Source organism: Mammaliicoccus sp. RAM2, assembly GCF_045897195.1.
Taxonomy (GTDB): Bacteria; Bacillota; Bacilli; order Staphylococcales; family Staphylococcaceae; genus Mammaliicoccus; species Mammaliicoccus sciuri.
The window spans coordinates 261,514-284,233 of the sequence record NZ_JBJNWI010000004.1 but is presented as its reverse complement, the minus strand read 5'-3'; the positions used below and the strand labels follow the sequence as shown (position 1 = coordinate 284,233).

The window sequence follows — 22,720 nt, the reverse complement described above, 5'->3', positions numbered from 1 at the left end:
TTCATGTATATATGAAAATTCTAAAAGATATTTGGTATCATAGGTAAAGAGGTGATGACATGGTAACTTGTTTAGTTGTAGATGATGATAAATTTATCTTAAATGATTTGAAGCGAGAAATTGAACGTGAACATATAAATGTTATAACAAGTCTCAGTGGTGAGGAAGCTATAGAAGTTGTAGAGCATAAATATATTGATATTGCTGTTGTAGATATTATGATGCCAGGTATGGACGGCTTTGAATTGTGTCAAATACTTAAGGATAGTTTTGATATTCCAGTTATCATGTTAACGGCAAGAGATGAGTTGAGTGATAAAGAAAATGCATTTCTCGCTGGAACAGATGATTATGTGACAAAACCATTTGAAATTAAAGAGTTAATATTTAGAATAAAAGCTGTTCTACGCAGGTTTAAAATTAATTCATCCAATGAACTTCAAATAGGTAATACACATATCAATAGTGTTGATATGGAAATAACGATTAATCAGAAAACAATGCTTTTACCAAAGAAAGAATTTGCATTATTAGATTATTTAATGCGTAACAAAGATAAAGTAATACAACGAGACAAAATTATTGAAGTTGTATGGGGTATTGATTTCGAAGGAGACGAACGAACGCTTGATGTACATATTAAACGTATTAGAAAGCGATTAGAAAAGTTAGAGAGTGATGTCTTGATTAAAACCGTCAGAGGCGTTGGTTACAAGGCGGTGCTTGCTCATGAGGTTTAAGTCTTTAGCTCAACGAATAACGATTTATACAATAGTTGTGATGCTCGTAAGTGCTATTTTAGGTTTTATTCTTACAAATATTTATTATCATATAGATTTAAAAGAAAAAAATGACCACAAAGTGTTTAATACTTTAAAAGATGTTCAAGATTATATTGATCATGATAATGAAATGTCGTTGGATAATTATTTAAATCACTTAAGCGAGCTACATTATCAAGCTGTATTGTATAATGATAAGTTGAAACCGACTTATTATGGTGATAACTTTAGAAAATATAATTTAGACAACCAAGCTGTTGAAGATGTATTAGACGGTAAAACGTATCATGGTATTAAGAATAGACCGTTTAATATTTTTATTACAGGATTCTTTGATAATGAAACGAGAAACACTGTCGGTATAAAGATTCAACATCAAGGTGCTGAGTATGCGTTATTCTTGAGACCTAGTGTGGGTTCCATGTTAGGCGAATTTAGAATATTTTTAGCGATATTGCTTGTATTGCTAGTCGTAATTTCATTAGTACTCGTGCTCTTCTCAAGTTATTCATTAGCAAACCCAATTAGACGACTTATGAAGACGACTGAATCATTAAGAAAAGGTGACTTTGATGTCGATATCAAAGTAACACGTGACGATGAAATAGGTATATTACAACACCGATTTATTAAGATGAGAGATGAACTTAAACAGCTAGAAATGATGAGACAATCCTTTGTTCAAAATGTATCTCATGAAATTAAATCTCCGCTTCAGTCTATTTTAAGTTTATTAAGAGAACTTGAACATGAACAAGATGAAAATAAAAGAACACAAATTATAGAAGATATATATGCTAGGGCATATCGTTTGAGTAATTTAACGAAACAATTATTGTTGTTATCTGAGTTAGATAATAGTGAGCATTTATCATTTAATGAAACAGTACATGTTCAAAAAGTCGTTAAAGAAGTCGTTCAAAATCTGAATTTCTTATTAGAAGACAATGAAATCTCAGTTCTATTTGATATGGATGATTTAACTATTAAAGGTAATCATAAATTACTTTATCAAGCACTTTATAATATAATAAGTAATGCTATTAAATACTCACCAGAACATAGTATGATACAAATTGATCTAAAAGAACAAAATGAATTTGTACAAGTTTCGATTATTGATGAAGGTTATGGTATGACTGAGAAACAGCTGAAACATATTAAAGATCGATTTTATAAAGGTGATCAATCTCATAATGTACATGTTGATAGTAACGGTCTAGGGTTATCGATTGTTGATTCAATTATTGAACATCATGATGCTCAAATCTTCTTCGAAAGTGAAGTCGATAAAGGGACAGAAGTAACGATTTTGTTTAAGCAACATAAATAATTGATTATTTAAGCAGTATGATTTGGTATAATTAAAATAAAATGAGGTAGGTGTTATATTGAAAACTGGTCGTATTATTAAATCAATAAGTGGAGATTATTCAGTACAAGCTGACGATGGTATATATATTACGAGAGCTCGAGGATTATTCAGAAAGAAGAAAACATCTCCAGTTGTCGGAGATATAGTTGATTTTCAAGTTGAAAATGAAACAGGTGGCTATATTCAACATATTCATGAACGTGAGAATATATTACTAAGACCCCCTGTTTCAAATATTCATAAAGTTATCGTCGTGATGAGTGCATCAGAACCAGCATTTAGTCAACAATTATTAGATAGATTTCTCGTAGTCGTTCATTCATACAATATTACACCTATAATATGTGTAACTAAAAAAGATCTCGCGACTGATGATGAAATTCAACAAATACAAGATAAATTAGCGCAATATCAATCAATTGGATATGAAACATTATTTATAGGTGATGATGATGATGTATCAAATGCGATTAAACCTTTAATTGACGGTATTATCGTGTTAAGTGGACAATCTGGTGTTGGTAAATCCACGATTATGAATAGATTGTTCGACGATTTGAATTTAGAAACGAACAAAATCTCAAAAGCACTTAATCGTGGTAAACATACGACAAGACATGTTGAATTGTATGAGTTAGAGGGTGGTTATTTAGCTGACACACCAGGATTTAGTGCATTAGACTTTTCACACATTGAAAAGGAAGATCTCGCAGATTTATTCCCAGAATTTGAAGCCATTAAATCACAGTGTAAATTTAGAAATTGTACGCACATTAATGAACCTAAATGTGCAGTAAAAGAACTAATTCAAGATAATCATTTTTATCAGTTAAGATATAAGCACTATTTGACATTATTCGAAGAAATTCAAAATAGAAAGGTAAGATATTAATGTTAAAAATAGCACCTTCACTTTTAGCTTGTGATTTTGCAGAATTAAAACAAGAAGTAACACGCGTTAAGGAATCTGGCGCAGACATTTTACATTTTGATGTAATGGATGGTCAGTTTGTACCAAATATATCGATTGGATTACCTATTTTAGAATCATTAAGAAAAGTAACAGATATGACGATTGATACACATTTAATGATCGAGAACCCAGAACAAATGATTGATGCGTTTTGTAAAGCGGGTAGTGACATGGTATCTGTTCATTACGAGGCGACACCACACATTCATAGAGCGATACAACAAATCAAAGCGCATGATAAATTAGCAGGTGTTGTTATCAACCCTGGAACGCCTGTAGAATCATTATCGCAAATTTTAGGAGACGTGGACTTTGTTCTAATTATGACTGTGAATCCAGGATTTGGTGGTCAAAGCTTCATAGAATCTACGTTAAATAAAATTACTTGGTTAGACGAATATAGAAATGAACATGACTTAAACTTTGAAATTGAAGTTGATGGTGGTATTAATGAAGAAACAGGTGCGTTATGTAAAGCACAAGGCGCAGACATATTAGTTGCAGGATCTTATTACTTCAAACATGAAGACTACAAAGAACCTGTACATAAATTAAAGGGTGATTAATCGTGAAAGTAAATCTATTATGTAGTATGCGTCATATCAATGAACATATACTTCAAGATGAAAAACACATTGATTGGATAGGTGTAGATAGAGGAACAATTGAATTAATTAAACATGATATTAAGCCTGTTGCTGCAGTAGGAGACTTTGATTCGGTATCAGATGAAGAGTATCAACAAATCATTGAACATATCGATATTGATCCGGTTAAGAAAGAAAAGGATGATACCGATCTTGCATTAGCGGTTAACTTAGCAGTTGAACTCGGATACGAAGAAATTAGAATATATGGTGCGACAGGTGGCAGATTAGATCATTTTATGGGTGCAGTTCAAATATTAACGAAACCAGAATTTCTGGAAGATAATATTCAAATCACGCTCGTAGATAAGCAAAATGAAATTACAGTATTAAAAGCAGGAAATCATCGAATTTCACAAGTAGAAAGTATGAAATATGTGTCCTTTATTCCGTTAAGTACGAATATTAGAATAAAATTAGAAGAATTTAAATATGATTTACCATTTACAACTTTGGCGCAAGGCTCAACGTTAACGATTAGTAATGAGTTTAAAGAGGGGCATGAACATCCATTAGTGACAGTTGAACTTGGCAATATATTGATGGTACAAAGTAAAGATAAATAAAAAAAGAGAACCTTCCACACAAAGGTTCTCTTTATTATATGTGACTTATATTCATTAAACGCGTGTAACTTTACCTGATTTAAGCGCACGAGCTGAAACCCATACACGTTTAGGTTTACCGTCAACTAAGATTCTAACTTTTTGTAAATTAGCGTTCCAACGACGTTTGTTAGCATTTAATGCGTGAGAACGGTGGTTACCAGTTCTAGCTTTACGACCTGTTACGAAACATTCTTTAGCCATAAATATCCTCCTTTAATGAAATATAAATACACATTTATTTACGTTTACACACTTTAATAATATAACACGCACTTATAATTTATTCAACGGATTTTTTGTAAATTAGCGAAAAAATAATAACAAATTTCGCAAAAAGTATTTTAAAGTTCAATTTATTTGTTATAATAATATCTTGTGAAAACGTTGTATAAAAAACGTGATTAAAATGATGAATTCTTGCGATGTGAATGTGATATTAAGTATAATTAAACAGAACATATAAAAGTAGTTAATAAAACGAAAAAATTTAAATGTGTAGGAGGGACGTAATCATGACTTTAGAAATTACAAATGAGTATGGAAGTATCGATATTTCAAATGACGTTATTGCAACACTTGCTGGCGGAGCTGCTGTAGAATGTTATGGTATCGTTGGTATGGCAAGTAAACATCAAGTTAGAGATGGCATTGCAGAAATTCTTGGGCGTGATAATTATGCCAAAGGTGTTATTGTATCTCAAAACGAAGGTGTTCTTGATGTAGATATGTATATAATTGTGAGTTATGGTACGAAAATCTCAGAAATAGCAAACAATGTCCAATCTGCTGTTAAATATACTTTAGAACAATCATTAAATTTAAAAGTCAACGCAGTCAACATATATATCCAAGGTGTTAGAGTTATTAATGATGATGAGGAAGCATAGGGAGGCAAATACAGTATGAATAAGATTGACGGCAAATTGTTTGCTGATATGATCGTTCAAGGATCAGATAGTTTATCAAACAATGCAGATTTTGTAGATTCTTTAAATGTGTTTCCTGTACCAGACGGGGATACAGGAACAAATATGAATTTATCAATGTCATCAGGTGCAGCAGAGGTTAAATCTCATAGTAATGCACATATCGGTGAGGTTGGTAAAATATTTTCTAAAGGATTGTTAATGGGAGCAAGAGGTAACTCAGGTGTTATCTTATCTCAATTATTTAGAGGATTCTCAAAATCGATTGAGAATGAACAAGAAATTGATGCTCAACAATTCGCTAAAGCATTCCAATCAGGTGTAAATACAGCATATAAAGCTGTTATGAAACCAGTTGAAGGAACGATTTTAACAGTTGCGAGAGTAGCTGGAGAAGCGGCGGTTAAAGCTGCTGAATCAACAGAAGATGTTATTACAGTTATGGAAGCTGTAATTGAAGAAGGTCAAAAAGCATTAGAAAACACACCAAACCAACTACCAGTACTTAAAGAAGTAGGTGTAGTGGATAGTGGTGGACAAGGTTTAATGTTTGTTTATGAAGGCTTCTTAGCAACATTAAAAGGCGAAAAAATTCAACCAGCTAAAGAAAAAGTAGATACAGATGAATTTATCAATGATGACCACGATTTCGGTGGCGTTATGAATACTGAAGATATCGTCTACGGCTACTGTACAGAAATTATGGTTCGCTTTGGAAAAGATAAAAAAGCATTCGATGAAGAACAATTTAGAGAAGATATGAGTCAATTCGGTGATTCATTACTTGTAATCTCTGACGATGAAATTGCAAAAGTACATGTTCATTCTGAAACACCAGGCGAAGTATTATCATACGGAAGCCAATATGGTGAACTGATTAAAATTAAAATCGAAAACATGCGTGAACAACATAGAGAAGTACTTCGTAAAAGCGCAGATAAAAAAATAAAACAAGAACAGCAACAAGAACAAGAAACAATTGACACAGCAGTCATTACAATTTCAATGGGTGAAGGAATCACGACATTATTTAAATCACTTGGTGCAACACATGTCATCAGTGGTGGTCAAACAATGAATCCTTCAACAGAAGATATCGTAAAAGTTGTAAAACAATCAGGTTGTAAAAATGCAATCATCTTACCAAATAATAAAAATATTATTATGGCAGCTGAACAAGTTGAACATTTAGTTGATATACCTGTAGCTGTTGTAGCATCAAAAACAGTATCTCAAGGTCTGTCAGCAATGTTAAATCTTAACTTAGAGCAATCAATCGAAGAGAATAAAGCACAAATGGAAGACGCAATGCGTTTTGTTAAATCAGGTTCCGTAACGTATGCTGTTAGAGATACAAATATAGATGGTATTACAATTAAAAAAGGTGAGTTCATGGGTATCCATGAAAGCAGCATTAAAGTAAGTGATGCTGACCACATAACAGCTAGTAAAAAGCTTATCGATGAAATGATTGATGAAGACAGTGAAATTTTAACTATTATTAAAGGTGAAGACGCTACTGATGAAGAAGTCGATCAATTAGTATCATATGTTGAAGAAAACTATGATGAAGTTGAAGTAGAAGTACATCAAGGTGACCAACCAATTTACTCATTCTTATTCTCAGTAGAATAATCTCAAGATAAAAGACAACAATGTTAAACAAAAGCGTTGTTGTCTTTTGTGTTGTAAAACGCTTACAAAACGAACGAAAGTTGTTATAATGGTATGGTGAAATTAAAAGAGAAACGAGTGATTATTGATGAAATATAGAAGTGTCTTTGACATTATTGGCCCAGTAATGGTCGGGCCATCTTCATCACATACTGCTGGTGCAGTAAGAATTGGATTAATAGCTAGAGGTTTATTTGATGGTAAACCAGAACATATTGATATATATTTATATGGGTCTTTCATGGAAACTTATAAAGGACATGGTACAGATGTTGCGTTAGTCGGTGGTATTTTAGGCTATGATACAGATGATGATCGAATCAAAACAAGTCTTCAAGATGCTGAGCAACAACAGATTGATGTAAACTTTATCGAAATGTTTGAAGAGCGATCACATCCAAACACTGCAATTATCAACATGAGAAATAAAGAAATGGAAATCTCAGTAGAAGGTATTTCAATTGGTGGCGGTAAAGTTGAAATCGTTGCGATAAATGGATTTCAAATTGCCATTAGTGGGAATTATCCTGCGTTACTTGTTTTTCATAAGGATACTTTTGGCACGATCGGGAAAGTGACCAATGTCTTTGGTGATTATCGTATTAATGTTGGTAGTATGCAAGTGGCCCGTAAAGAGAAAGGTGAACTTGCATTAATGACGTGTGAATTAGATGATGATATTCCACAAGAAGTCTTAAATAAAATTAAAGAAATTGATGGTGTACAAACAGTCACATTAATGGGGGAATCATAAAAGGAGGGTTATCATGTTTCAAAGTGTAAAAGAACTTATTGAAATTTGTGAAAGAGAAAATAAAAAAATATATGAAGTCATGATTGAACAAGAAATGCGCGTGTCTAAACTCTCTAAAGAAGAAGTTTATCAAAATATGGAACGTAATTTAGATACAATGGAAAAAGCCATTGAACGTGGTATCAATGGTGTAACTTCAACAACTGGTTTAACTGGAATGGATGCTGTACTTTTACAAGATTATTTAGAAAGTGGTCAATCACTTTCAGGTGATTTAATGATTGATGCAGTCAGTAAAGCTGTTGCGACGAATGAAGTGAATGCAGCAATGGGTAAAATATGTGCAACACCAACTGCCGGTTCCGCAGGGGTTGCACCAGGTGTGTTATTTGCGCTGAAAAAAAGACTAAACCCAACTAGAGAAGATATGTTACATTTCTTATTTACAACAGGTGCATTTGGATTTGTTGTTGCGAATAACGCATCTATATCAGGTGCGGCTGGTGGTTGCCAAGCTGAAGTTGGTTCAGCAGCTGCGATGAGTGCTGCTGCAACAGTAGAAATGGCTGGCGGTACACCTCAACAATCTGCAGAAGCATTTGCAATTAGCTTAAAAAATATGTTAGGACTTGTTTGTGATCCAGTTGCAGGTTTAGTAGAAGTACCTTGTGTTAAGAGAAACGCTGCAGGTGCTTCAAATGCAATTATTTCAGCTGATATGGCTTTAGCAGGTGTGAAATCAAGAATTCCTACTGATGAAGTAATAGAAGCTATGTATAAAATTGGCCAAACAATGCCTTCAGCACTACGTGAAACAGGTCGTGGTGGTCTAGCAGGTACGCCAACAGGTGAAAGATTAAAACAAGAGATATTTGGAAATTAACGAAAACATCAACATAAAGGCTGGGACATAATTTATTGTCCTGGCCTTTATATTTTTGTATAAATCTCATTTTGGTGAATTCGATTGGTTTATATCATATATTTGTTCTATAATTAGAGTATTAATAAATATAGGTGATAAAAATGAATAAGCAACATCTGATATATACAGAGCGAACTTTGCAAGAACTTAAAGGTGTTGGACCAAAAAGTTTACAGTTATTAAATGAATTAAATATCTATACATTAGAAGATTTAGTGTTGTATTTACCAACACGTTACGAAGATGAATCTGTCATTAATTTAAATGAAGCTACTGATGGTGATGTTGTCACTGTTACTGGAGAAGTGTATTCTAGTCCGACTGTTGCATTTTTTGGTAGGAATAAATCTAAATTAACGTGTCACATGCTAATTGATCAAATTGCCGTTAAAGTCACTTTCTTTAATCAACCTTATTTGAAAAAAAGGCTCGTAATGGGTGAATTAGTTACAATCAAAGGTAAATGGAATCAAAAGAAACAAATTATTGCTGGTCAAAAAGTAATGGCTGAAAAAGAAGACGGTGGAAATACGTTAACACCTATTTATCGATTAAAAGAAGGCTTAAAACAAAAACAACTTAATAAATACATTGAACAAGCATTGCAACTTGTTGAAATTGATGAATGGTTATCACCAAGTTTAATGGATAAGTACAAATTAATGCCATTAAAAGATGTCATTCCAATTTTACATAAACCACTTCAATTTAATCACCTTAAATTAGCACGACGAACATTTTCATTTAATGAATTATTCTTATTTCAGTTAAAGATGAAATGGTTAAGCAAATTAGAAAAAGAGTCTAATAAAATAGAAGGTTTAAATTATGATGTCAATGCGGTAAAATCTTTTATCGAAACATTACCATTTGAATTAACAGATGCTCAGAAAAACAGTGTGAATGAAATTTTTAGAGATTTAAAAGCACCTATTAAAATGCATCGATTATTACAAGGTGATGTAGGTTCGGGTAAAACGGTTGTTGCAGCCATTGCGATTTATGCAATGTTTAATGCTGGTAAGCAAAGTGCGCTTATGGTTCCGACAGCTATATTAGCTGAACAACATGCGATCAGCTTAGATGAGTTATTTGGTGGACAATTGAATGTCGCTTTATTAACAAGTTCAGTTAAAGGTAAAAAAAGAAAATTATTACTTGAACAGTTAGAAGCAGGAGAAGTTGACGTCATTGTAGGTACGCATGCACTTATACAAGATGACGTGGCATTTAATGACATTGGATTAGTTATCATTGATGAACAACATCGATTTGGTGTAAATCAGCGTAAGAAGTTGCGTGAAAAAGGTGCAGATACAAATGTCTTGTTTATGACAGCAACACCAATACCGAGAACATTGTCTATCTCTGCATTCGGTGAAATGGATGTAACATCGATTAAACAAATGCCTAAAGGTAGAAAAGAAATTTTGACGTCATGGGCAAAACATGAAGAAATTGATCATGTATTAAATCAGCTGAATGGAGAAATATTAAAAGGTCGACAAGCATATGTCATTTGTCCATTAATAGAAGAAAGTGAAGCGTTAGATGTTCAAAATGTGGTCGCAATCTATGAGCAATTACAGTTACGTTTCGGTGCTGATAAAGTTGGACTTGTACATGGTAAAATGAATGCAGATGAAAAAGATGAAATCATGAATAAATTTAGTAATAATGAAATCGCGATATTAGTTTCTACCACTGTAGTTGAAGTTGGAGTGAACGTACCTAATGCAACATTTATGATTATTTATGATGCCGACCGTTTTGGTTTATCTACGTTACATCAATTAAGAGGTCGTGTTGGTAGAAGTCATCATCAAAGTTACTGTACTTTAGTAGCATCACCCAAAACTGAGAGTGGTGTAGAACGTATGCACATTATGACTGAATCCACAGACGGCTTTTATTTATCGGAACGAGATTTGGAAATGAGAGGACCTGGTGACTTCTTTGGCGTTAAACAAAGTGGTTTGCCTGATTTCAGAGTTGCAAATATCGTAGAGGATTATAGAATGTTAGAAGTCGCAAGAGATGAAGCGAGTGAATTAGTTCAATCAGGTGAATTTTTCAAACCTGAATATGATAAATTGAGATTATTAGTACAAGAATCTATGTCAGAACAAAATTTTGATTGACATTGGTACACGTATTGTATAAATTTGAATTACCATATTTTGAGAGTAGGTTAGAAACATGAGATGGTTATATAAAATTATAGGTATCTTATTAATCATGACGGCAATATCTATTTTCTTCTGGAATGATATTAGAACTTATTTTACAGACCGTGTTAATGATAAGGTCATCGAGTCGTATGTAAATCATGATGACAGCGTTAAAATAAATCCAATAGAATCATGGATTACTAAAACAGAAACAGATAACTTAAAAGTAAATGAACATATGGTTGGTTATTTAAAAGTACCAGCAGCAGATATATCAGAGCCAATATTTAAAGGGCCAGCAACAGAACAAAATTTAAAAAATGGTTTGTCATTAGTAGATGAGAATGAACAGTTAAGTGAGCAGAATGTCGCAATAGCAGGACATCGTGTAGAAGGCGCAGGAATAAGATTTAACTATCTCGATCGCGCAAAAGTTGGCGATAAAGTAGAACTCATCACATTAAAAGGTAAAAAAACATATAAAATTAAAAACATTAAAAATGTTAAACCAAATCAAGTGGAAGTATTAGATGAACATAAAGGTAAACCGAATCAATTAACGTTAATAACATGTGATAATTATAATCCAGATACATTATTGTTCGAAGAGCGCATGATATATACAGCAGTAGAAGAAAATGCAGCATAACTTTGAGGGGGAAGAGCAAAATTTGAAATTTTGCTCTTTTTTTGTTGGAAGAAATGAGTTGGATGAATTGGATATGAGAGGTCGGAGGGAGGATTCAAGATTTTGGTGTGGAGGATTCGAGATATAGTTGGATGGATTCGTGGGGGGGCGAAAGGAGAATTTGAGATATTCTAAAAGATGTGAGTTAAAGAAGTAATAAACTCACATCTTATCAAAAATTAAATGATTATTTAGAAATGAACATTTTTGATTACATAAAAAATCGTCCAAGTCGTAGCTTAACTTCTTAATAAAGCCAAGAGATGGACCAAGTCATAGCTTAACTACTAAATAAAGCCAAGTCATGGCATAAGTCTTGCATTAAGCCATGAGTTTCTCCAATCCAATCCCCTCGAATCCAAGGTCTAATCACCCCCAACACCTAAATAATCCCGACCTCCCCAATTTCACTCATTCCACCTAGTCTTTACATCTTATTATGTAAGTCTTATGACCAAATTTGTAAATTTCGTTCTTTTTTATTGTATAATTTGTTGAGTATATTGTTATACCCGTGTTAGTATAAGTAAGGTAGGTCATGATAGCAGGTGCTAATTTTAGCTATAAGTACATAATAGAATGGATTTGGATGAAATGAAATTATCAAAAGCAGATCGCCAGAGGGAATTAACAAATCGTTTGAAAGCTGAACCTTTCATAACTGACGAAACTTTAAGTGAATATTTTAAAGTAAGCATCCAAACTATTAGACTGGATAGAATGGAGCTAGGTATTCCAGAATTAAGACGCCGCATCAAAGATGTAGCAACACAAAATCATGATGAAATTAAATCATTACCCATTGAAGATGTCATTGGGGAAATTATAGATATTGAACTAGATAAATCAGCAATATCTATTATAGATATTAAGGAAGAACATGTTTTTACACGTAACGGTATTGCTAGAGGACACTATTTATTTGCCCAAGCTAACTCATTATGTGTAGCATTGATTAATGATGAATTAGCATTAACAACTAAAAGTAATGTTCAATTCAAAAAATCAGTAAAACTAAATGAAAGAGTCATTGCTAAAGCTACTGTGATTCATAAATCGAAACATATAGCTAAAGTAGATGTCACAAGCACTGTTCATGGAGAAACTGTTTTCCAAGGACAATTTGAAATGTATTATTCGAGCGAGGGTGAAAATAATGGTTAAGATTGCGATAGATATGATGGGCGGAGATGACGCGCCAGGTATCGTAATAGAAGCGGTTAAACAAGCAGTTAATGATTTTCCAGATTTAGAGATTTTGTTATATGGTGATGAAAAACAATTTGATTACAAACATGAACGTATCACTTTTTATCATACTGATGAAAAGATAACAATGGATGACGAACCTGTTAGATCAATTAAGAAAAAGAAAAATGCTTCAATGGTTTTAATGGCAAATGCTGTTAAAGAAGGTAAAGCTGAAGCATGTGTATCAGCTGGTAATACTGGTGCGCTAATGAGTAGTGGTTTATTTATTGTCGGCAGAATAAAAGGTATTGAAAGACCCGCATTAGTTGCGACTTTCCCGACAGTGACAGGTAAAGGATTTGTATTTTTAGATATTGGTGCAAACTCAGATGCTAAACCTGAACATCTTGTGCAATATGCTAAAATGGGTGAAATTTATGCCAAACAAATTAGAAGTATTGAAAAACCTTCATTAGCACTTTTGAATATTGGTACTGAAGAATCAAAAGGTAATGCTTTAACGAAAAAGACTTATCAATTACTTAAAGAAGAACAATTTGATAACTTTATTGGAAATGTTGAAGCAAAATCTTTATTGTTAGATGCATGTGATGTCGTTGTATCAGATGGTTATAACGGTAACATGGTGTTAAAAACAATCGAAGGAACAGCGACAGGTATATTTAAAATGTTAAAAGAAGCGATGACTGCTTCAACTAAAAATAAACTTGCTGCACTTACTTTGAAAAAAGATATTAAAAAGATTAGCAATAAAATGGACTATGCAGAATACGGTGGTTCAGTCCTATTAGGATTAAATGGTGTTGTTGTTAAGGCACACGGATCATCAGATCAACGTGCATTCTATAATGCAATTAAACAAGCTAAGCTAGCTGCAGATACTAAAATAGTAGATAAAATGAAGAAAGCAGTAGGTGAAATAAATGAGTAAAGTTGCAATCATGTTCCCTGGTCAAGGGTCACAAAAAGTAGGAATGGCTGAAGATTTATATCAAGAAGAAATTAATGCAACATCAATTCTAGAAAGAGCAAATGAATCTTTATCATTTGATTTACTTGAAATTATGTTTAAAGATCCAGAAGAAATTCTTGGATTAACTGAATATACACAACCAGCATTGTTAACGCATAGCTCAGCTTTAATGAATGCTTTAAAAGATTTAAATTATGACTACGCATTAGGACATAGTTTAGGTGAATATTCAGCATTAGTATCAGAAGGTGTATTAAAGTTTGAAGATGCCGTTCAAATCGTACATAAACGTGGTACATTAATGTCTGAAGCTTTTCCACAAGGTGTAGGTTCTATGGCTGCGGTATTAGGTTTAGACATTGAAAAAGTGAGAGAAATCTGTGAACAATTATCAACAGAGGACAAACTTATTGAACCAGCAAACATCAATTGTCCAGGTCAAATCGTTGTATCTGGTCATACAGAACTCATTGATAAACTTGCAGCTGAAGGTAAAACACTTGGTGCTAAACGTGTTATGCCATTAAAAGTTTCAGGTCCATTTCATTCTTCAATGATGAAAACTATAGCAGATGATTTTGAAAACTACATTAATCAATTTGAGTGGAAAGATGCTGAACACCCAATTGTACAAAATGTATATGCTAAACCTGAAACAGATCATGAAGTTATTAAAGCGAACATGGTTAAACAATTATTCTCACCAGTTGAATTCAGTCAATCTGTTGAGTATTTAATTGATCAAGGTGTAGATCACTTTATCGAAGTCGGTCCTAACAAAGTATTATCTGGGTTAGTTAAAAAAATTAGTCGTGATGTTAAAATAACATCAATTCAAACAATTGATGATATTAAAGGATGGAATGAATAATGACAAAAACAGCTATCGTTACAGGTGCTTCTAGAGGTATTGGTCGTAAAATTGCATTAGAACTTGGTAAAGAAGGTTACAATGTAGTTGTGAACTATGCAGGAAATAAAGAAAAAGCAGAAGAAGTCGTTTCTGAAATTAAATCATTTGGTGTAGAATCATTTGCATTTCAAGCAAACGTAAGTGAGCAAGATGAAGTAAAAGCTATGATTAAAGAAACAACATCACAATTTGGTACTATTGATGTATTAGTCAATAATGCAGGTATTACAAGAGATAATTTATTGATGCGTATGAAACAAGACGAATGGGATGACGTGATCAATACAAACTTAAAAGGTGTATTTAACTGTGTTCAAGCAGTAACTAGACCAATGTTAAAACAAAAATCTGGTCGCATCATTAACTTATCAAGTGTTGTAGGTTCACTAGGAAATGCAGGACAAGTGAACTATGTAGCAACTAAATCAGGTGTTGAAGGTATGACAAGAACATTTGCTAGAGAATTAGCATCTAGAGGCATTACTTGTAATGCAGTTGCACCAGGATTTATCGTATCAGATATGACAGATCAATTATCTGATGAATTAAAAGAACAAATGAAGTCACAAATTCCACTTGCACGATTTGGAGAAGATAGTGATATTGCACATACAGTAGCATTTCTTGCAAGTGATAAAGCAAGCTATATTACTGGCCAAACAATTCACGTTAATGGCGGAATGTATATGCAATAAAAGCTACTTTTATAGTAGAATAGGATAGTAAGAGAAATTGAATTTCTTATTATATAAGATTTAAATCATTTAAAGGAGGTGAATGGAATGGCAAGTTTCGACAAAGTTAAAGACATTATTGTAGATCGTCTAGGTGTAGACGCTGAAAAAGTAACGCCTGAAGCTTCATTTAAAGATGATTTAGGTGCTGATTCTTTAGATATCGCTGAATTAGTAATGGAATTAGAAGATGAATTTGATATGGAAATCCCTGATGAGGAAGCAGAAAAAATCAACACAGTTGGTGACGCTGTAAAATATATTGAATCATTAGAAAAATAATTCATATTACAAAAGCCCGTATACCAATGGTTGCGGGCTTTTTATTATGGTTTTTTATTGAAAGGGGGCAAAAAGGGGGCAAAATCTATACGATTTTAATATTTTCTAACTTATTTACTAACTCTTTAGACATTTTTTCGGATACGTGTGAGTATATTTTTAAAGTAGTATCATGATCATTATGACCAACTCTATCCATAGTAACTTTTAAAGGAATACCCATTTCAGCTAAAAGGGTTATATGTGAGTGTCTGAATATATGAGTAGTCACTTTTTTATTGATTGAATCAATTTTATCTACAGCCTCTTCTAATATTTTATTTATTTGGGAAATAAAAATAGGGTTACCTTTACTTGTAGTGAAAATAAAACCTCGATTAATATACGACTTATTATAAAGTTGTAGCTTTTTATTTTCATGTATAAGTGTTTTTAATATTTGGCAACTTCTATTATTTATATTAATTTTGCGTGTACTATATTCATTTTTAGTTGTATCTTTTACACCATAACCACCATTAGACTTTTTCCAGTTAATAGTTCCTTCTATCATTAATTCCTTTTTATCAAAGTCTATATTTTCCTTTTTAATAGCTAATAGTTCTCCAACCCTCATGCCATTTAAATACATAAATTCAATAATATAAGCAGTTACAAAACGAATTCTTTTACTATCTAATCTAACAAGTGCCTGGTAATCTTCTAGTATTTTATTAATTATTAATTTAACTTCTGAATTTTCCAAGAAAAATGATTGTTTGTTTCTAATTTGTTCTATAGATAAACTTTTTCTTGGTAGAGTAATGTTATCAATGAAAGATATATTTTCAAGATTATAAAATTTATTAACGTATCGCATAATGTTTTTAAATAAGGATAATATTTTGTAACTATATTCATGGGTAATATTTAGTTCTAGAATTTTATCAAATTGTTTTTGTGTATATGATAAATTTAACTTTTGAACTAGCACATCACTATTAAATAATTTTTTTAATACTTTGAGTTCACTTTCTTTACTCAAAAATGTATTGTATTTATTACCTGAAGTCGCTTTGTAGTGTTTAAAATACTCATCACAGACCTCAAAAAGAGTTAAAGTACTTAATTGTTGCGTATTACTATTTGAAATAATAGAATTTATTTTTTTATCTAGTAATAACACAGCTTCATTTTTAGCCTTTTTTGTACATGTATTCATACTAATACTTACTTTTTTACTTTTATTAGTTAGCGGATCTTTATATCTTTCGTAAAATTTATAAGTTGTTTTACCGTTTTTTAAAATCCTTTCCTCATACCACATTTTCTATACCTCCTTAAAACATCAAATCGATTTAATACCAACTAATCGATGCGATTTACTTCTGTTTATTAACATTTCTAGTCTTTTATATGCTTCTAAATATGTTACTTTAAAATAATGTACTATCAGTTCAGCGGTCCATAACTCATTTGTAACAATTAACCTTTCTGGCATTGAACAAATTCAAGAGAATCATAAAGTACACCTTAAACAAAAACCTCTATAATATGACACGGACTTAAAAGTCGTGAAGTTAACAGAGTCACATCCAATTATGAATGTACCTGTTGAAATAGAATTCAGTAATTTACGTAAAGATATTGTACAGATACAACAACTTATTAATCGTAATGTGCGTAATTTCAAAAGTGCACTCAAGTATGGTAGTGGTACTGCTAACAATGTAGTTAATGGCACTAGTTGGGTGTCAACTGGGGTGGTGACAGTAGATGAGTAGAGATGTAGAAATCAAAATGGGCGTGATGACAGTGGTGAACAATTCTATACAAGAGCACATATTGATGGTTTTGAAGAATACTATCAATGGCAATTAGACCTTCAAAATAGTATTTACGATTTAGCGACATCTATTAGAGATTCAGGTTGAATAGAGTATCAAGTGGGTCCACCCAAAAATGGATTATATGCTACAGACGGTTTTAGTTGTGGTATTCGTGAAATCGTTCATCAATATGGTGAGCGTGGTGAGAAAACTATCACAAGAAAAATGATTCGTGTTAATATACGTAATTCTTCAAACGGTGAACAAATCGTACAGTTACCTAATGGCTTTATGAAATATACGTAAGTTTTTTATTCTAGGTCGGGTAGTGGTAGACAACCCATTATGGTTGAAATTCGAGGGAATGGTGCTTTGAATGGACAGAATAAAGGAGGGTTTAAATGGAACGTTATAAGGATAATTTTCCTAGACAAATCAATGATCAATTCCGTGGGAATGTGGTTGAAAATGCGAGAATGTCTCAAAGAGATAGAGAAGTATTATATAACATGGTTAAAGAATACAGACAATCAAACCAATCTCGTGATATCAAGCATGGAAAATCTACGGTAGAAACAGAAATTAAGAAATTAAATAATAGAGTAAAAAACCAAATTATCGGTTCGAATGATAACGCAACTGCTGAAGTGAAAGATATGCGTGTTGATACACAAGGGCAGTTACATGAACTTGCACAAGATAGACTTAATGAAGACTTTGGTCGAATAGATGATATTGCGAGTACTGCTAAGCAAACAGCTGATACTAACAAACGAAAATGGCTTGGTACTATCGGACAAGAAGGCAATACTTATAGTGATGTTCTTAAATTACCGGGTGGTAAATATGAATGTACCATCCCTTCTGATGCTTTTAGTGTTAATGCGCCTCAAGACCCTAATGGTGGTTCTTATATTGCGGAAATAGATGTAACTGAGTCTGAAAATGGACGTAAACAATTAAAGTTAATAGCAAACTATAGAAATAACGAATACAGAGCGACCATTCATACTAATAATGTATTTAGTGGCTGGAAACGTGTACAGAATGCCGAAGAATTTGAAGCGTTAAATAATGATACAGGTTGGGTAGATTGGGAAATTAAAAATGATGCGACTAAACGTCAAACAGATGACCCTAACGCTCTACAATGTCAATATCGAATTAGAATGGTTAATGGCATAAAGATTGCGCATTTAAGAGTGAACGTCAACAATCTTGTAACTCAAACTGCTTTTGGTTCAATTCCTTCACATATGGTACCAAGAATAGAACGTTTTTATGCTAGAATACCTGTCACAATGAATCCAGCAGTCGTATTAGTAGATGTGACAGGTGATTTGATGTTTTATGTTAATGAAACAGATAAAGCTAAATGGCTACTAGGTCATTATATTGTTGGCGAATTCAGTTGGATAATAGACGAAGTAGGAGGGAATTAACCATGGCAAAAACCGTATATTTGTATGATGGCACACCTAGAACAGTTATAAGTGATTGGGATTATCCTAATGAACCTTATACTCAAATTCCACCATATGAAGGCATATGGCAACCGTTTAAACATTATTACAATGGTGGTAAAAAAACAACGTGGAAATGGTCTGGTAAAGCAACAGCTAAGAAAGGTGTAGACCCAATCGCAACTAAGAAGAAACCAGGTTTAAACGAACCAGCATTACCATCATCAAATAATATCTTAGCAGGTCAATATATCAACTTCTTCTCAGTAACTAAAAAAGATGGCTACTGGTGGGCAGAGTTTGAATACCCAACTAATCCTAAAGCCGGACGTTTCTACTGTGCATTAGGACCTATTACACATAAAGATGAGAAGTTAGAAAAAGAAACAAAACTATGGTTTGACTTGAAGATTACAAGTAAAAAGTAGTATTATATGTTTACCCTATTTAGTTTAACCGCTAGATAGTTCATACACACAAACCCCACTTCTTTTACGCAGAGTGGGGTTATTTTTGTTTATCGTAAATAAAATCGGGTAAAAATCTTATATAGCTAATTATAGCTATACTTAGTAAAATTTGGCTAATCTCCGAATAACAAACTTTTATTTATTACACGCTCCAGTCATACTAAAATAGGCTGGAGTATTTTTTTGTATAATGGGTAATTTATTATTGGGTGATTGATGTGGATGTTAAAGAAAAAATAAAACTTTTAGCTTATTTATATTATTCTAATGATTGTGAAGAACTAAAGACTTATACCAATAATTTATCTAAAAATGAAATATTTGAAATATATACAGCATATAGGATTGGAGAAATCATTAAAAACGGTTTAAACAGTGGTAAAGTAATTAAAAATTTTAATAGAACGAAATACTTCTTAAATCAGAGGGAATATTACAAATATTGTGTACATGAAAGAGAAATCAGAAATGAATTAAAAATTAAATTAGAATACTATATATATAATTTACATTATTTTGTTGAATGGTTTTGATACAGAATATAGTTTAACAAATACATACAAAAAATTGGACTTTTTACTTAAAATGGATATAATATAAATGTAACTGTTGTGTACAAATAATGCATGAAAGAGGTGATTATTTTGAGTAATGAAGGTAAGTTTGAACAAGCTAAAGGTAACGCTAAAGAAACGTTAGGTAATGTTACTGGAAGTGATCAACTTGAAAAAGAAGGACAACAAGATAAAACATCAGGTAAAGCAAAAGAAGTCGTTGAAAATGTCAAAGAAAAAGCAACTGATGTAATCGACAAATTCAAAAAGTAGATTTAAAAAATTAAAAAGTAAAGTTCTATTACTAAACCCCACCTAGTTGCCGCTAGATGGGGTTATTTTTCATTTATTTTCTTATAGCTTTTAATATAAACGAAAGAACTAATATTAGAATAATTGAACCAATTAGTGCAGGGAAGATTGCGACTCCGCCCCAAACTGGACCTATATCTCCTAATAGAGAGCCACCAATTGCTGAACCAATTAATCCGGCTATAATATTACCAACTATACCTCCAGGTATATCTTTACCTAAGATGACGCCTGCAAGCCAACCAATTAATCCTCCAACAATTAACATTAAAATAAATCCCATAATAATTTCCTCCTTAATATGAACTATATTATGTATAACCAAATCGAAATTGACTTAAACTATTTTTGTTTAAAAATATTAAATATGTTAGTCTATAAGCAGACATATTAAACACAATATAATGGCGAGCCTACTCATGTAATTGAGTAGGTTATTATTTTGGATTATGTAATATTAATGATATAATTTCTATAGTTTGAATCTATTATCTCCGTTTTAGATTTAAACTCATATTTAAAAATCCTTTGCACCTTACTAATAAGTAGGGTGTTAATTGTTTATAACTCAAAAAGATGATATATTCTATATAGTAACGTGATTCTCTAAAATGCCCCTTGCACAATGCCATGATGTAAGGGGGTTTCATTTGCTTTAATATCAATAGTGTAGTATTACTATATATAAGCACTTTTATAGTGCTTCTGTTTCATAATAAACATTCCATTACTTACCCTGTCACATTCTGTGATGGGGTTTTTATTGCATTAAAGTAGTCTTTTAATAAGCCATAAATATCAAGTTTTTATTTATACCGAATGCGCATTTTTTGATTACTGATTTAATCGTGAGCACATTGATAATATGAAGGTTATATATATTGCGATGATAAAATTTGAATAACTAAAAAAAGTTTTAAAAAATGGTTGCATTACAATGAAAAATATGTTATAAAATAATTGAAAGTTATCAAATGATAATTTTAAGTAACTGGAGGTAGATATTATGTTAAAAGATAAACCAAAAACTTCTTATTACATTAACTATTCACCTCGAATTACTGAGTTAAAAAGCATTGATTTATTGTCTAGAGAATCCAATAATAATAAATTTATTGAATTTTCTTCGCCACTTACGTGGGATTCATACAAAAAAGCTATAGATATATCGAAAAATATTGAGAAAAAATAATTCAAATAATTATCATTTGATAACTCAAACAACTTTAGGAGGTGGTGTGAAAATTAATGACACTAATTTTTCTAAACATATTCCGTGGTTGTTCGATATTATAAGTTAAGAAGTGGAGTAGTATATGACTAGAAGCGATCAAAAGGCAATTACATTTAAAATAACAACTAAGGAATATGAAAAAATCAAACAAATAGCTAAGTCTTGTCATATGTCTCCAACGGAGTTTTCAAGACACCAAGCTCTAGGTAATCAAATAACACCAACAGTGTTGGGAGTTACAGATTCAGAAAATCATGTTTCATCTCACCAATTTAATTTATTAGAAAAGGCATATGTAAAACAAAAAGCTAAAAACCTTAAAATCACTAAAGATTATCAAAAGGCTATAGAGAATATTCATAAAGATTATGAAAAAGTATCTATAGTAAACCAACTGATACCATATATACAAATAGATGGAACAATTGATAATGAAGCATTAAAAAATGATAAAGATTTGTTAACTGCGTTAAGTCAATTAGATTACTGATAATAAGTGGTGATTGACCTTGTTTTTAAAAGATATTGTTGAAACTATAAATCAATATAAAGATGGTAAAATTAAAACTAATGATATATTTAAAAACGTCGAAAATGACAAACTACCTTTTTTAGATTTTTCTAAAGTTTATCAAAATGATAAAACAAATTTAAATAAGGAGTGAAGTTATATGTCAAACTTAACACCATTTAATAAAAATATTTTTGACTTTTCACCATCAAGAATATTTGATGATCATTTTAATTCGCTTTTTAAATATTTTAATACAGCTATTCCAAAAACAGATTTAAGGGAAACAAATAGCGAGTATATTGTTGATATTGATTTACCTGGTATCAATAAAGAAAATATTAATTTAACTTATGAAGACAATACACTGTACTTAAGTGCTATACAAAGTAATGAAAATGAACAAAAAGATAATAATGGGAACACTGTGTTTACAGAAAGATCAAAATCACAAATAAGTAGGTATTATCATTTACCAAATGGAGATGAGGACAATATTAAAGCAGATTTTGAGAATGGTGTACTACATGTATCAGTTCCCAAACTAAATTCTATTAACAAAACATCTAAAATAATTGATATACAATAAAAATTAGTAATACTCTTTGCCTAAAGTGCTAACTACAAATTGAGGGAGAAATTCATATGATTGAATTTTTCCCTCTTTTAATGGAAGCTATATATTGGATTATCTAGTCTTACTTAAGTGCTATCAAACTGTAAAAAAGTCA

General features: G+C 31.8%; 29 protein-coding genes. 25 read left to right on the top strand and 4 right to left on the bottom strand.

What is annotated here, in order from left to right:
• Positions 1–59 precede the first annotated feature (59 nt).
• From ACJTHF_RS08170 to ACJTHF_RS08150, 5 genes are read left to right on the top strand one after another with little or no spacing between them, the layout of a single operon-like run.
• The gene (locus ACJTHF_RS08170; RefSeq protein WP_058591363.1) at positions 60–740 is read left to right on the top strand and encodes a response regulator transcription factor; all 681 of its coding nucleotides are present in this window, start codon (positions 60–62) and stop codon (positions 738–740) included.
• Positions 730–2,115 carry a sensor histidine kinase gene (locus tag ACJTHF_RS08165; protein ID WP_058591364.1) on the top strand — a complete coding sequence of 462 codons (1,386 nt, stop codon included), beginning with the start codon at positions 730–732 and terminating at the stop codon, positions 2,113–2,115. The genes ACJTHF_RS08170 and ACJTHF_RS08165 overlap by 11 nt, the downstream gene beginning before the upstream one ends.
• Positions 2,116–2,173: 58 nt before the next feature.
• Positions 2,174–3,049, top strand: coding sequence for a ribosome small subunit-dependent GTPase A (gene rsgA, locus ACJTHF_RS08160; protein WP_048542506.1), 876 nt, complete (start codon positions 2,174–2,176; stop codon positions 3,047–3,049).
• Entirely contained in the window at positions 3,049–3,696 is a 648-nt protein-coding gene (gene rpe / locus ACJTHF_RS08155; protein WP_058591365.1) for a ribulose-phosphate 3-epimerase, read from the top strand. The genes rsgA and rpe overlap by 1 nt, the downstream gene beginning before the upstream one ends.
• Before the next feature lie 2 nt (positions 3,697–3,698).
• Positions 3,699–4,343 carry a thiamine diphosphokinase gene (locus tag ACJTHF_RS08150; RefSeq protein ID WP_058591366.1) on the top strand — a complete coding sequence of 215 codons (645 nt, stop codon included), beginning with the start codon at positions 3,699–3,701 and terminating at the stop codon, positions 4,341–4,343.
• A gap of 54 nt (positions 4,344–4,397) precedes the next feature.
• Here ACJTHF_RS08150 and rpmB read toward each other — a convergent pair whose 3' ends face one another.
• Complete coding sequence (gene rpmB, locus ACJTHF_RS08145; RefSeq protein ID WP_017000124.1) at positions 4,398–4,586, bottom strand: 50S ribosomal protein L28; 189 nt, start codon at positions 4,584–4,586, stop codon at positions 4,398–4,400.
• Between the two features lie 311 nt (positions 4,587–4,897).
• Here rpmB and ACJTHF_RS08140 point away from each other — a divergent pair, with 311 nt between their 5' ends.
• From ACJTHF_RS08140 to ACJTHF_RS08090, 11 genes are all read left to right on the top strand, one after another.
• On the top strand, positions 4,898–5,272 hold the full coding sequence (locus tag ACJTHF_RS08140; protein WP_016911554.1) for an Asp23/Gls24 family envelope stress response protein: 375 nt from the start codon (positions 4,898–4,900) through the stop codon (positions 5,270–5,272).
• 15 nt (positions 5,273–5,287) lie between these two features.
• A complete protein-coding gene (gene fakA / locus ACJTHF_RS08135; protein ID WP_058591367.1) occupies positions 5,288–6,946 on the top strand; it encodes a fatty acid kinase catalytic subunit FakA in 1,659 nt (552 codons plus the stop codon).
• 127 nt (positions 6,947–7,073) lie between these two features.
• Positions 7,074–7,739, top strand: a complete 666-nt coding sequence (sdaAB, locus tag ACJTHF_RS08130) for an L-serine ammonia-lyase, iron-sulfur-dependent subunit beta (protein WP_025904553.1) — start codon at positions 7,074–7,076, stop codon at positions 7,737–7,739.
• A gap of 13 nt (positions 7,740–7,752) precedes the next feature.
• A complete protein-coding gene (gene sdaAA / locus ACJTHF_RS08125) occupies positions 7,753–8,622 on the top strand; it encodes an L-serine ammonia-lyase, iron-sulfur-dependent, subunit alpha (protein WP_058591368.1) in 870 nt (289 codons plus the stop codon).
• Between the two features lie 143 nt (positions 8,623–8,765).
• Complete coding sequence (gene recG, locus ACJTHF_RS08120) at positions 8,766–10,805, top strand: ATP-dependent DNA helicase RecG (RefSeq protein WP_106417436.1); 2,040 nt, start codon at positions 8,766–8,768, stop codon at positions 10,803–10,805.
• Positions 10,806–10,863: 58 nt separating this feature from the next.
• Positions 10,864–11,484, top strand: coding sequence for a class A sortase (locus tag ACJTHF_RS08115; protein WP_106417437.1), 621 nt, complete (start codon positions 10,864–10,866; stop codon positions 11,482–11,484).
• A gap of 618 nt (positions 11,485–12,102) precedes the next feature.
• The gene (fapR, locus tag ACJTHF_RS08110; RefSeq protein WP_228097514.1) at positions 12,103–12,687 is read left to right on the top strand and encodes a transcription factor FapR; all 585 of its coding nucleotides are present in this window, start codon (positions 12,103–12,105) and stop codon (positions 12,685–12,687) included.
• Complete coding sequence (gene plsX / locus ACJTHF_RS08105; RefSeq protein ID WP_048542522.1) at positions 12,680–13,666, top strand: phosphate acyltransferase PlsX; 987 nt, start codon at positions 12,680–12,682, stop codon at positions 13,664–13,666. The genes fapR and plsX overlap by 8 nt, the downstream gene beginning before the upstream one ends.
• Positions 13,659–14,579: an ACP S-malonyltransferase gene (gene fabD, locus ACJTHF_RS08100; RefSeq protein ID WP_058591370.1), complete on the top strand. Its 921-nt coding sequence runs from the start codon at positions 13,659–13,661 to the stop codon at positions 14,577–14,579. Before plsX ends, fabD begins: the two co-directional genes overlap by 8 nt.
• Complete coding sequence (fabG, locus tag ACJTHF_RS08095) at positions 14,579–15,316, top strand: 3-oxoacyl-[acyl-carrier-protein] reductase (RefSeq protein WP_048542526.1); 738 nt, start codon at positions 14,579–14,581, stop codon at positions 15,314–15,316. The genes fabD and fabG overlap by 1 nt, the downstream gene beginning before the upstream one ends.
• 87 nt (positions 15,317–15,403) lie before the next feature.
• Complete coding sequence (locus ACJTHF_RS08090) at positions 15,404–15,637, top strand: acyl carrier protein (protein ID WP_017000113.1); 234 nt, start codon at positions 15,404–15,406, stop codon at positions 15,635–15,637.
• An 85-nt stretch (positions 15,638–15,722) separates the two neighbouring features.
• Here the strand turns inward: ACJTHF_RS08090 and ACJTHF_RS08085 are convergent, their stop codons facing one another.
• Both ACJTHF_RS08085 and ACJTHF_RS08080 read right to left on the bottom strand, forming a co-directional pair.
• A complete protein-coding gene (locus tag ACJTHF_RS08085; protein ID WP_107610219.1) occupies positions 15,723–16,943 on the bottom strand; it encodes a tyrosine-type recombinase/integrase in 1,221 nt (406 codons plus the stop codon).
• A 21-nt stretch (positions 16,944–16,964) separates the two neighbouring features.
• On the bottom strand, positions 16,965–17,117 hold the full coding sequence (locus ACJTHF_RS08080) for a hypothetical protein (protein ID WP_158259723.1): 153 nt from the start codon (positions 17,115–17,117) through the stop codon (positions 16,965–16,967).
• Between the two features lie 73 nt (positions 17,118–17,190).
• On the opposite strand from ACJTHF_RS08080, the gene ACJTHF_RS08075 reads away from it, so the two are divergent.
• The 6 genes from ACJTHF_RS08075 (at position 17,191) to ACJTHF_RS08050 (ending at position 20,205) form a co-directional block, all read left to right on the top strand.
• Positions 17,191–17,400 (top strand): hypothetical protein, encoded by a 210-nt coding sequence (locus ACJTHF_RS08075; protein WP_142397468.1) that lies wholly within the window; start codon positions 17,191–17,193, stop codon positions 17,398–17,400.
• A 162-nt stretch (positions 17,401–17,562) separates the two neighbouring features.
• Complete coding sequence (locus tag ACJTHF_RS08070) at positions 17,563–17,751, top strand: hypothetical protein (protein ID WP_107603524.1); 189 nt, start codon at positions 17,563–17,565, stop codon at positions 17,749–17,751.
• A gap of 95 nt (positions 17,752–17,846) precedes the next feature.
• Positions 17,847–18,887 (top strand): hypothetical protein, encoded by a 1,041-nt coding sequence (locus tag ACJTHF_RS08065; protein ID WP_107609531.1) that lies wholly within the window; start codon positions 17,847–17,849, stop codon positions 18,885–18,887.
• A 2-nt stretch (positions 18,888–18,889) separates the two neighbouring features.
• On the top strand, positions 18,890–19,336 hold the full coding sequence (locus ACJTHF_RS08060) for a hypothetical protein (protein WP_232157196.1): 447 nt from the start codon (positions 18,890–18,892) through the stop codon (positions 19,334–19,336).
• Between the two features lie 260 nt (positions 19,337–19,596).
• On the top strand, positions 19,597–19,911 hold the full coding sequence (locus tag ACJTHF_RS08055; RefSeq protein ID WP_106417830.1) for a hypothetical protein: 315 nt from the start codon (positions 19,597–19,599) through the stop codon (positions 19,909–19,911).
• Between the two features lie 111 nt (positions 19,912–20,022).
• Complete coding sequence (locus ACJTHF_RS08050) at positions 20,023–20,205, top strand: CsbD family protein (protein WP_232157194.1); 183 nt, start codon at positions 20,023–20,025, stop codon at positions 20,203–20,205.
• A 73-nt stretch (positions 20,206–20,278) separates the two neighbouring features.
• Here ACJTHF_RS08050 and ACJTHF_RS08045 read toward each other — a convergent pair whose 3' ends face one another.
• Positions 20,279–20,527, bottom strand: a complete 249-nt coding sequence (locus ACJTHF_RS08045) for a GlsB/YeaQ/YmgE family stress response membrane protein (protein WP_106417832.1) — start codon at positions 20,525–20,527, stop codon at positions 20,279–20,281.
• Positions 20,528–21,250: 723 nt separating this feature from the next.
• Here ACJTHF_RS08045 and ACJTHF_RS08040 point away from each other — a divergent pair.
• From ACJTHF_RS08040 to ACJTHF_RS08030, 3 genes are all read left to right on the top strand, one after another.
• On the top strand, positions 21,251–21,436 hold the full coding sequence (locus ACJTHF_RS08040; RefSeq protein WP_016998735.1) for a hypothetical protein: 186 nt from the start codon (positions 21,251–21,253) through the stop codon (positions 21,434–21,436).
• Between the two features lie 124 nt (positions 21,437–21,560).
• Positions 21,561–21,968, top strand: a complete 408-nt coding sequence (locus ACJTHF_RS08035) for a plasmid mobilization protein (RefSeq protein WP_107603527.1) — start codon at positions 21,561–21,563, stop codon at positions 21,966–21,968.
• Between the two features lie 181 nt (positions 21,969–22,149).
• A complete protein-coding gene (locus ACJTHF_RS08030) occupies positions 22,150–22,578 on the top strand; it encodes an Hsp20/alpha crystallin family protein (protein ID WP_107603560.1) in 429 nt (142 codons plus the stop codon).
• Positions 22,579–22,720: the final 142 nt, after the last annotated feature.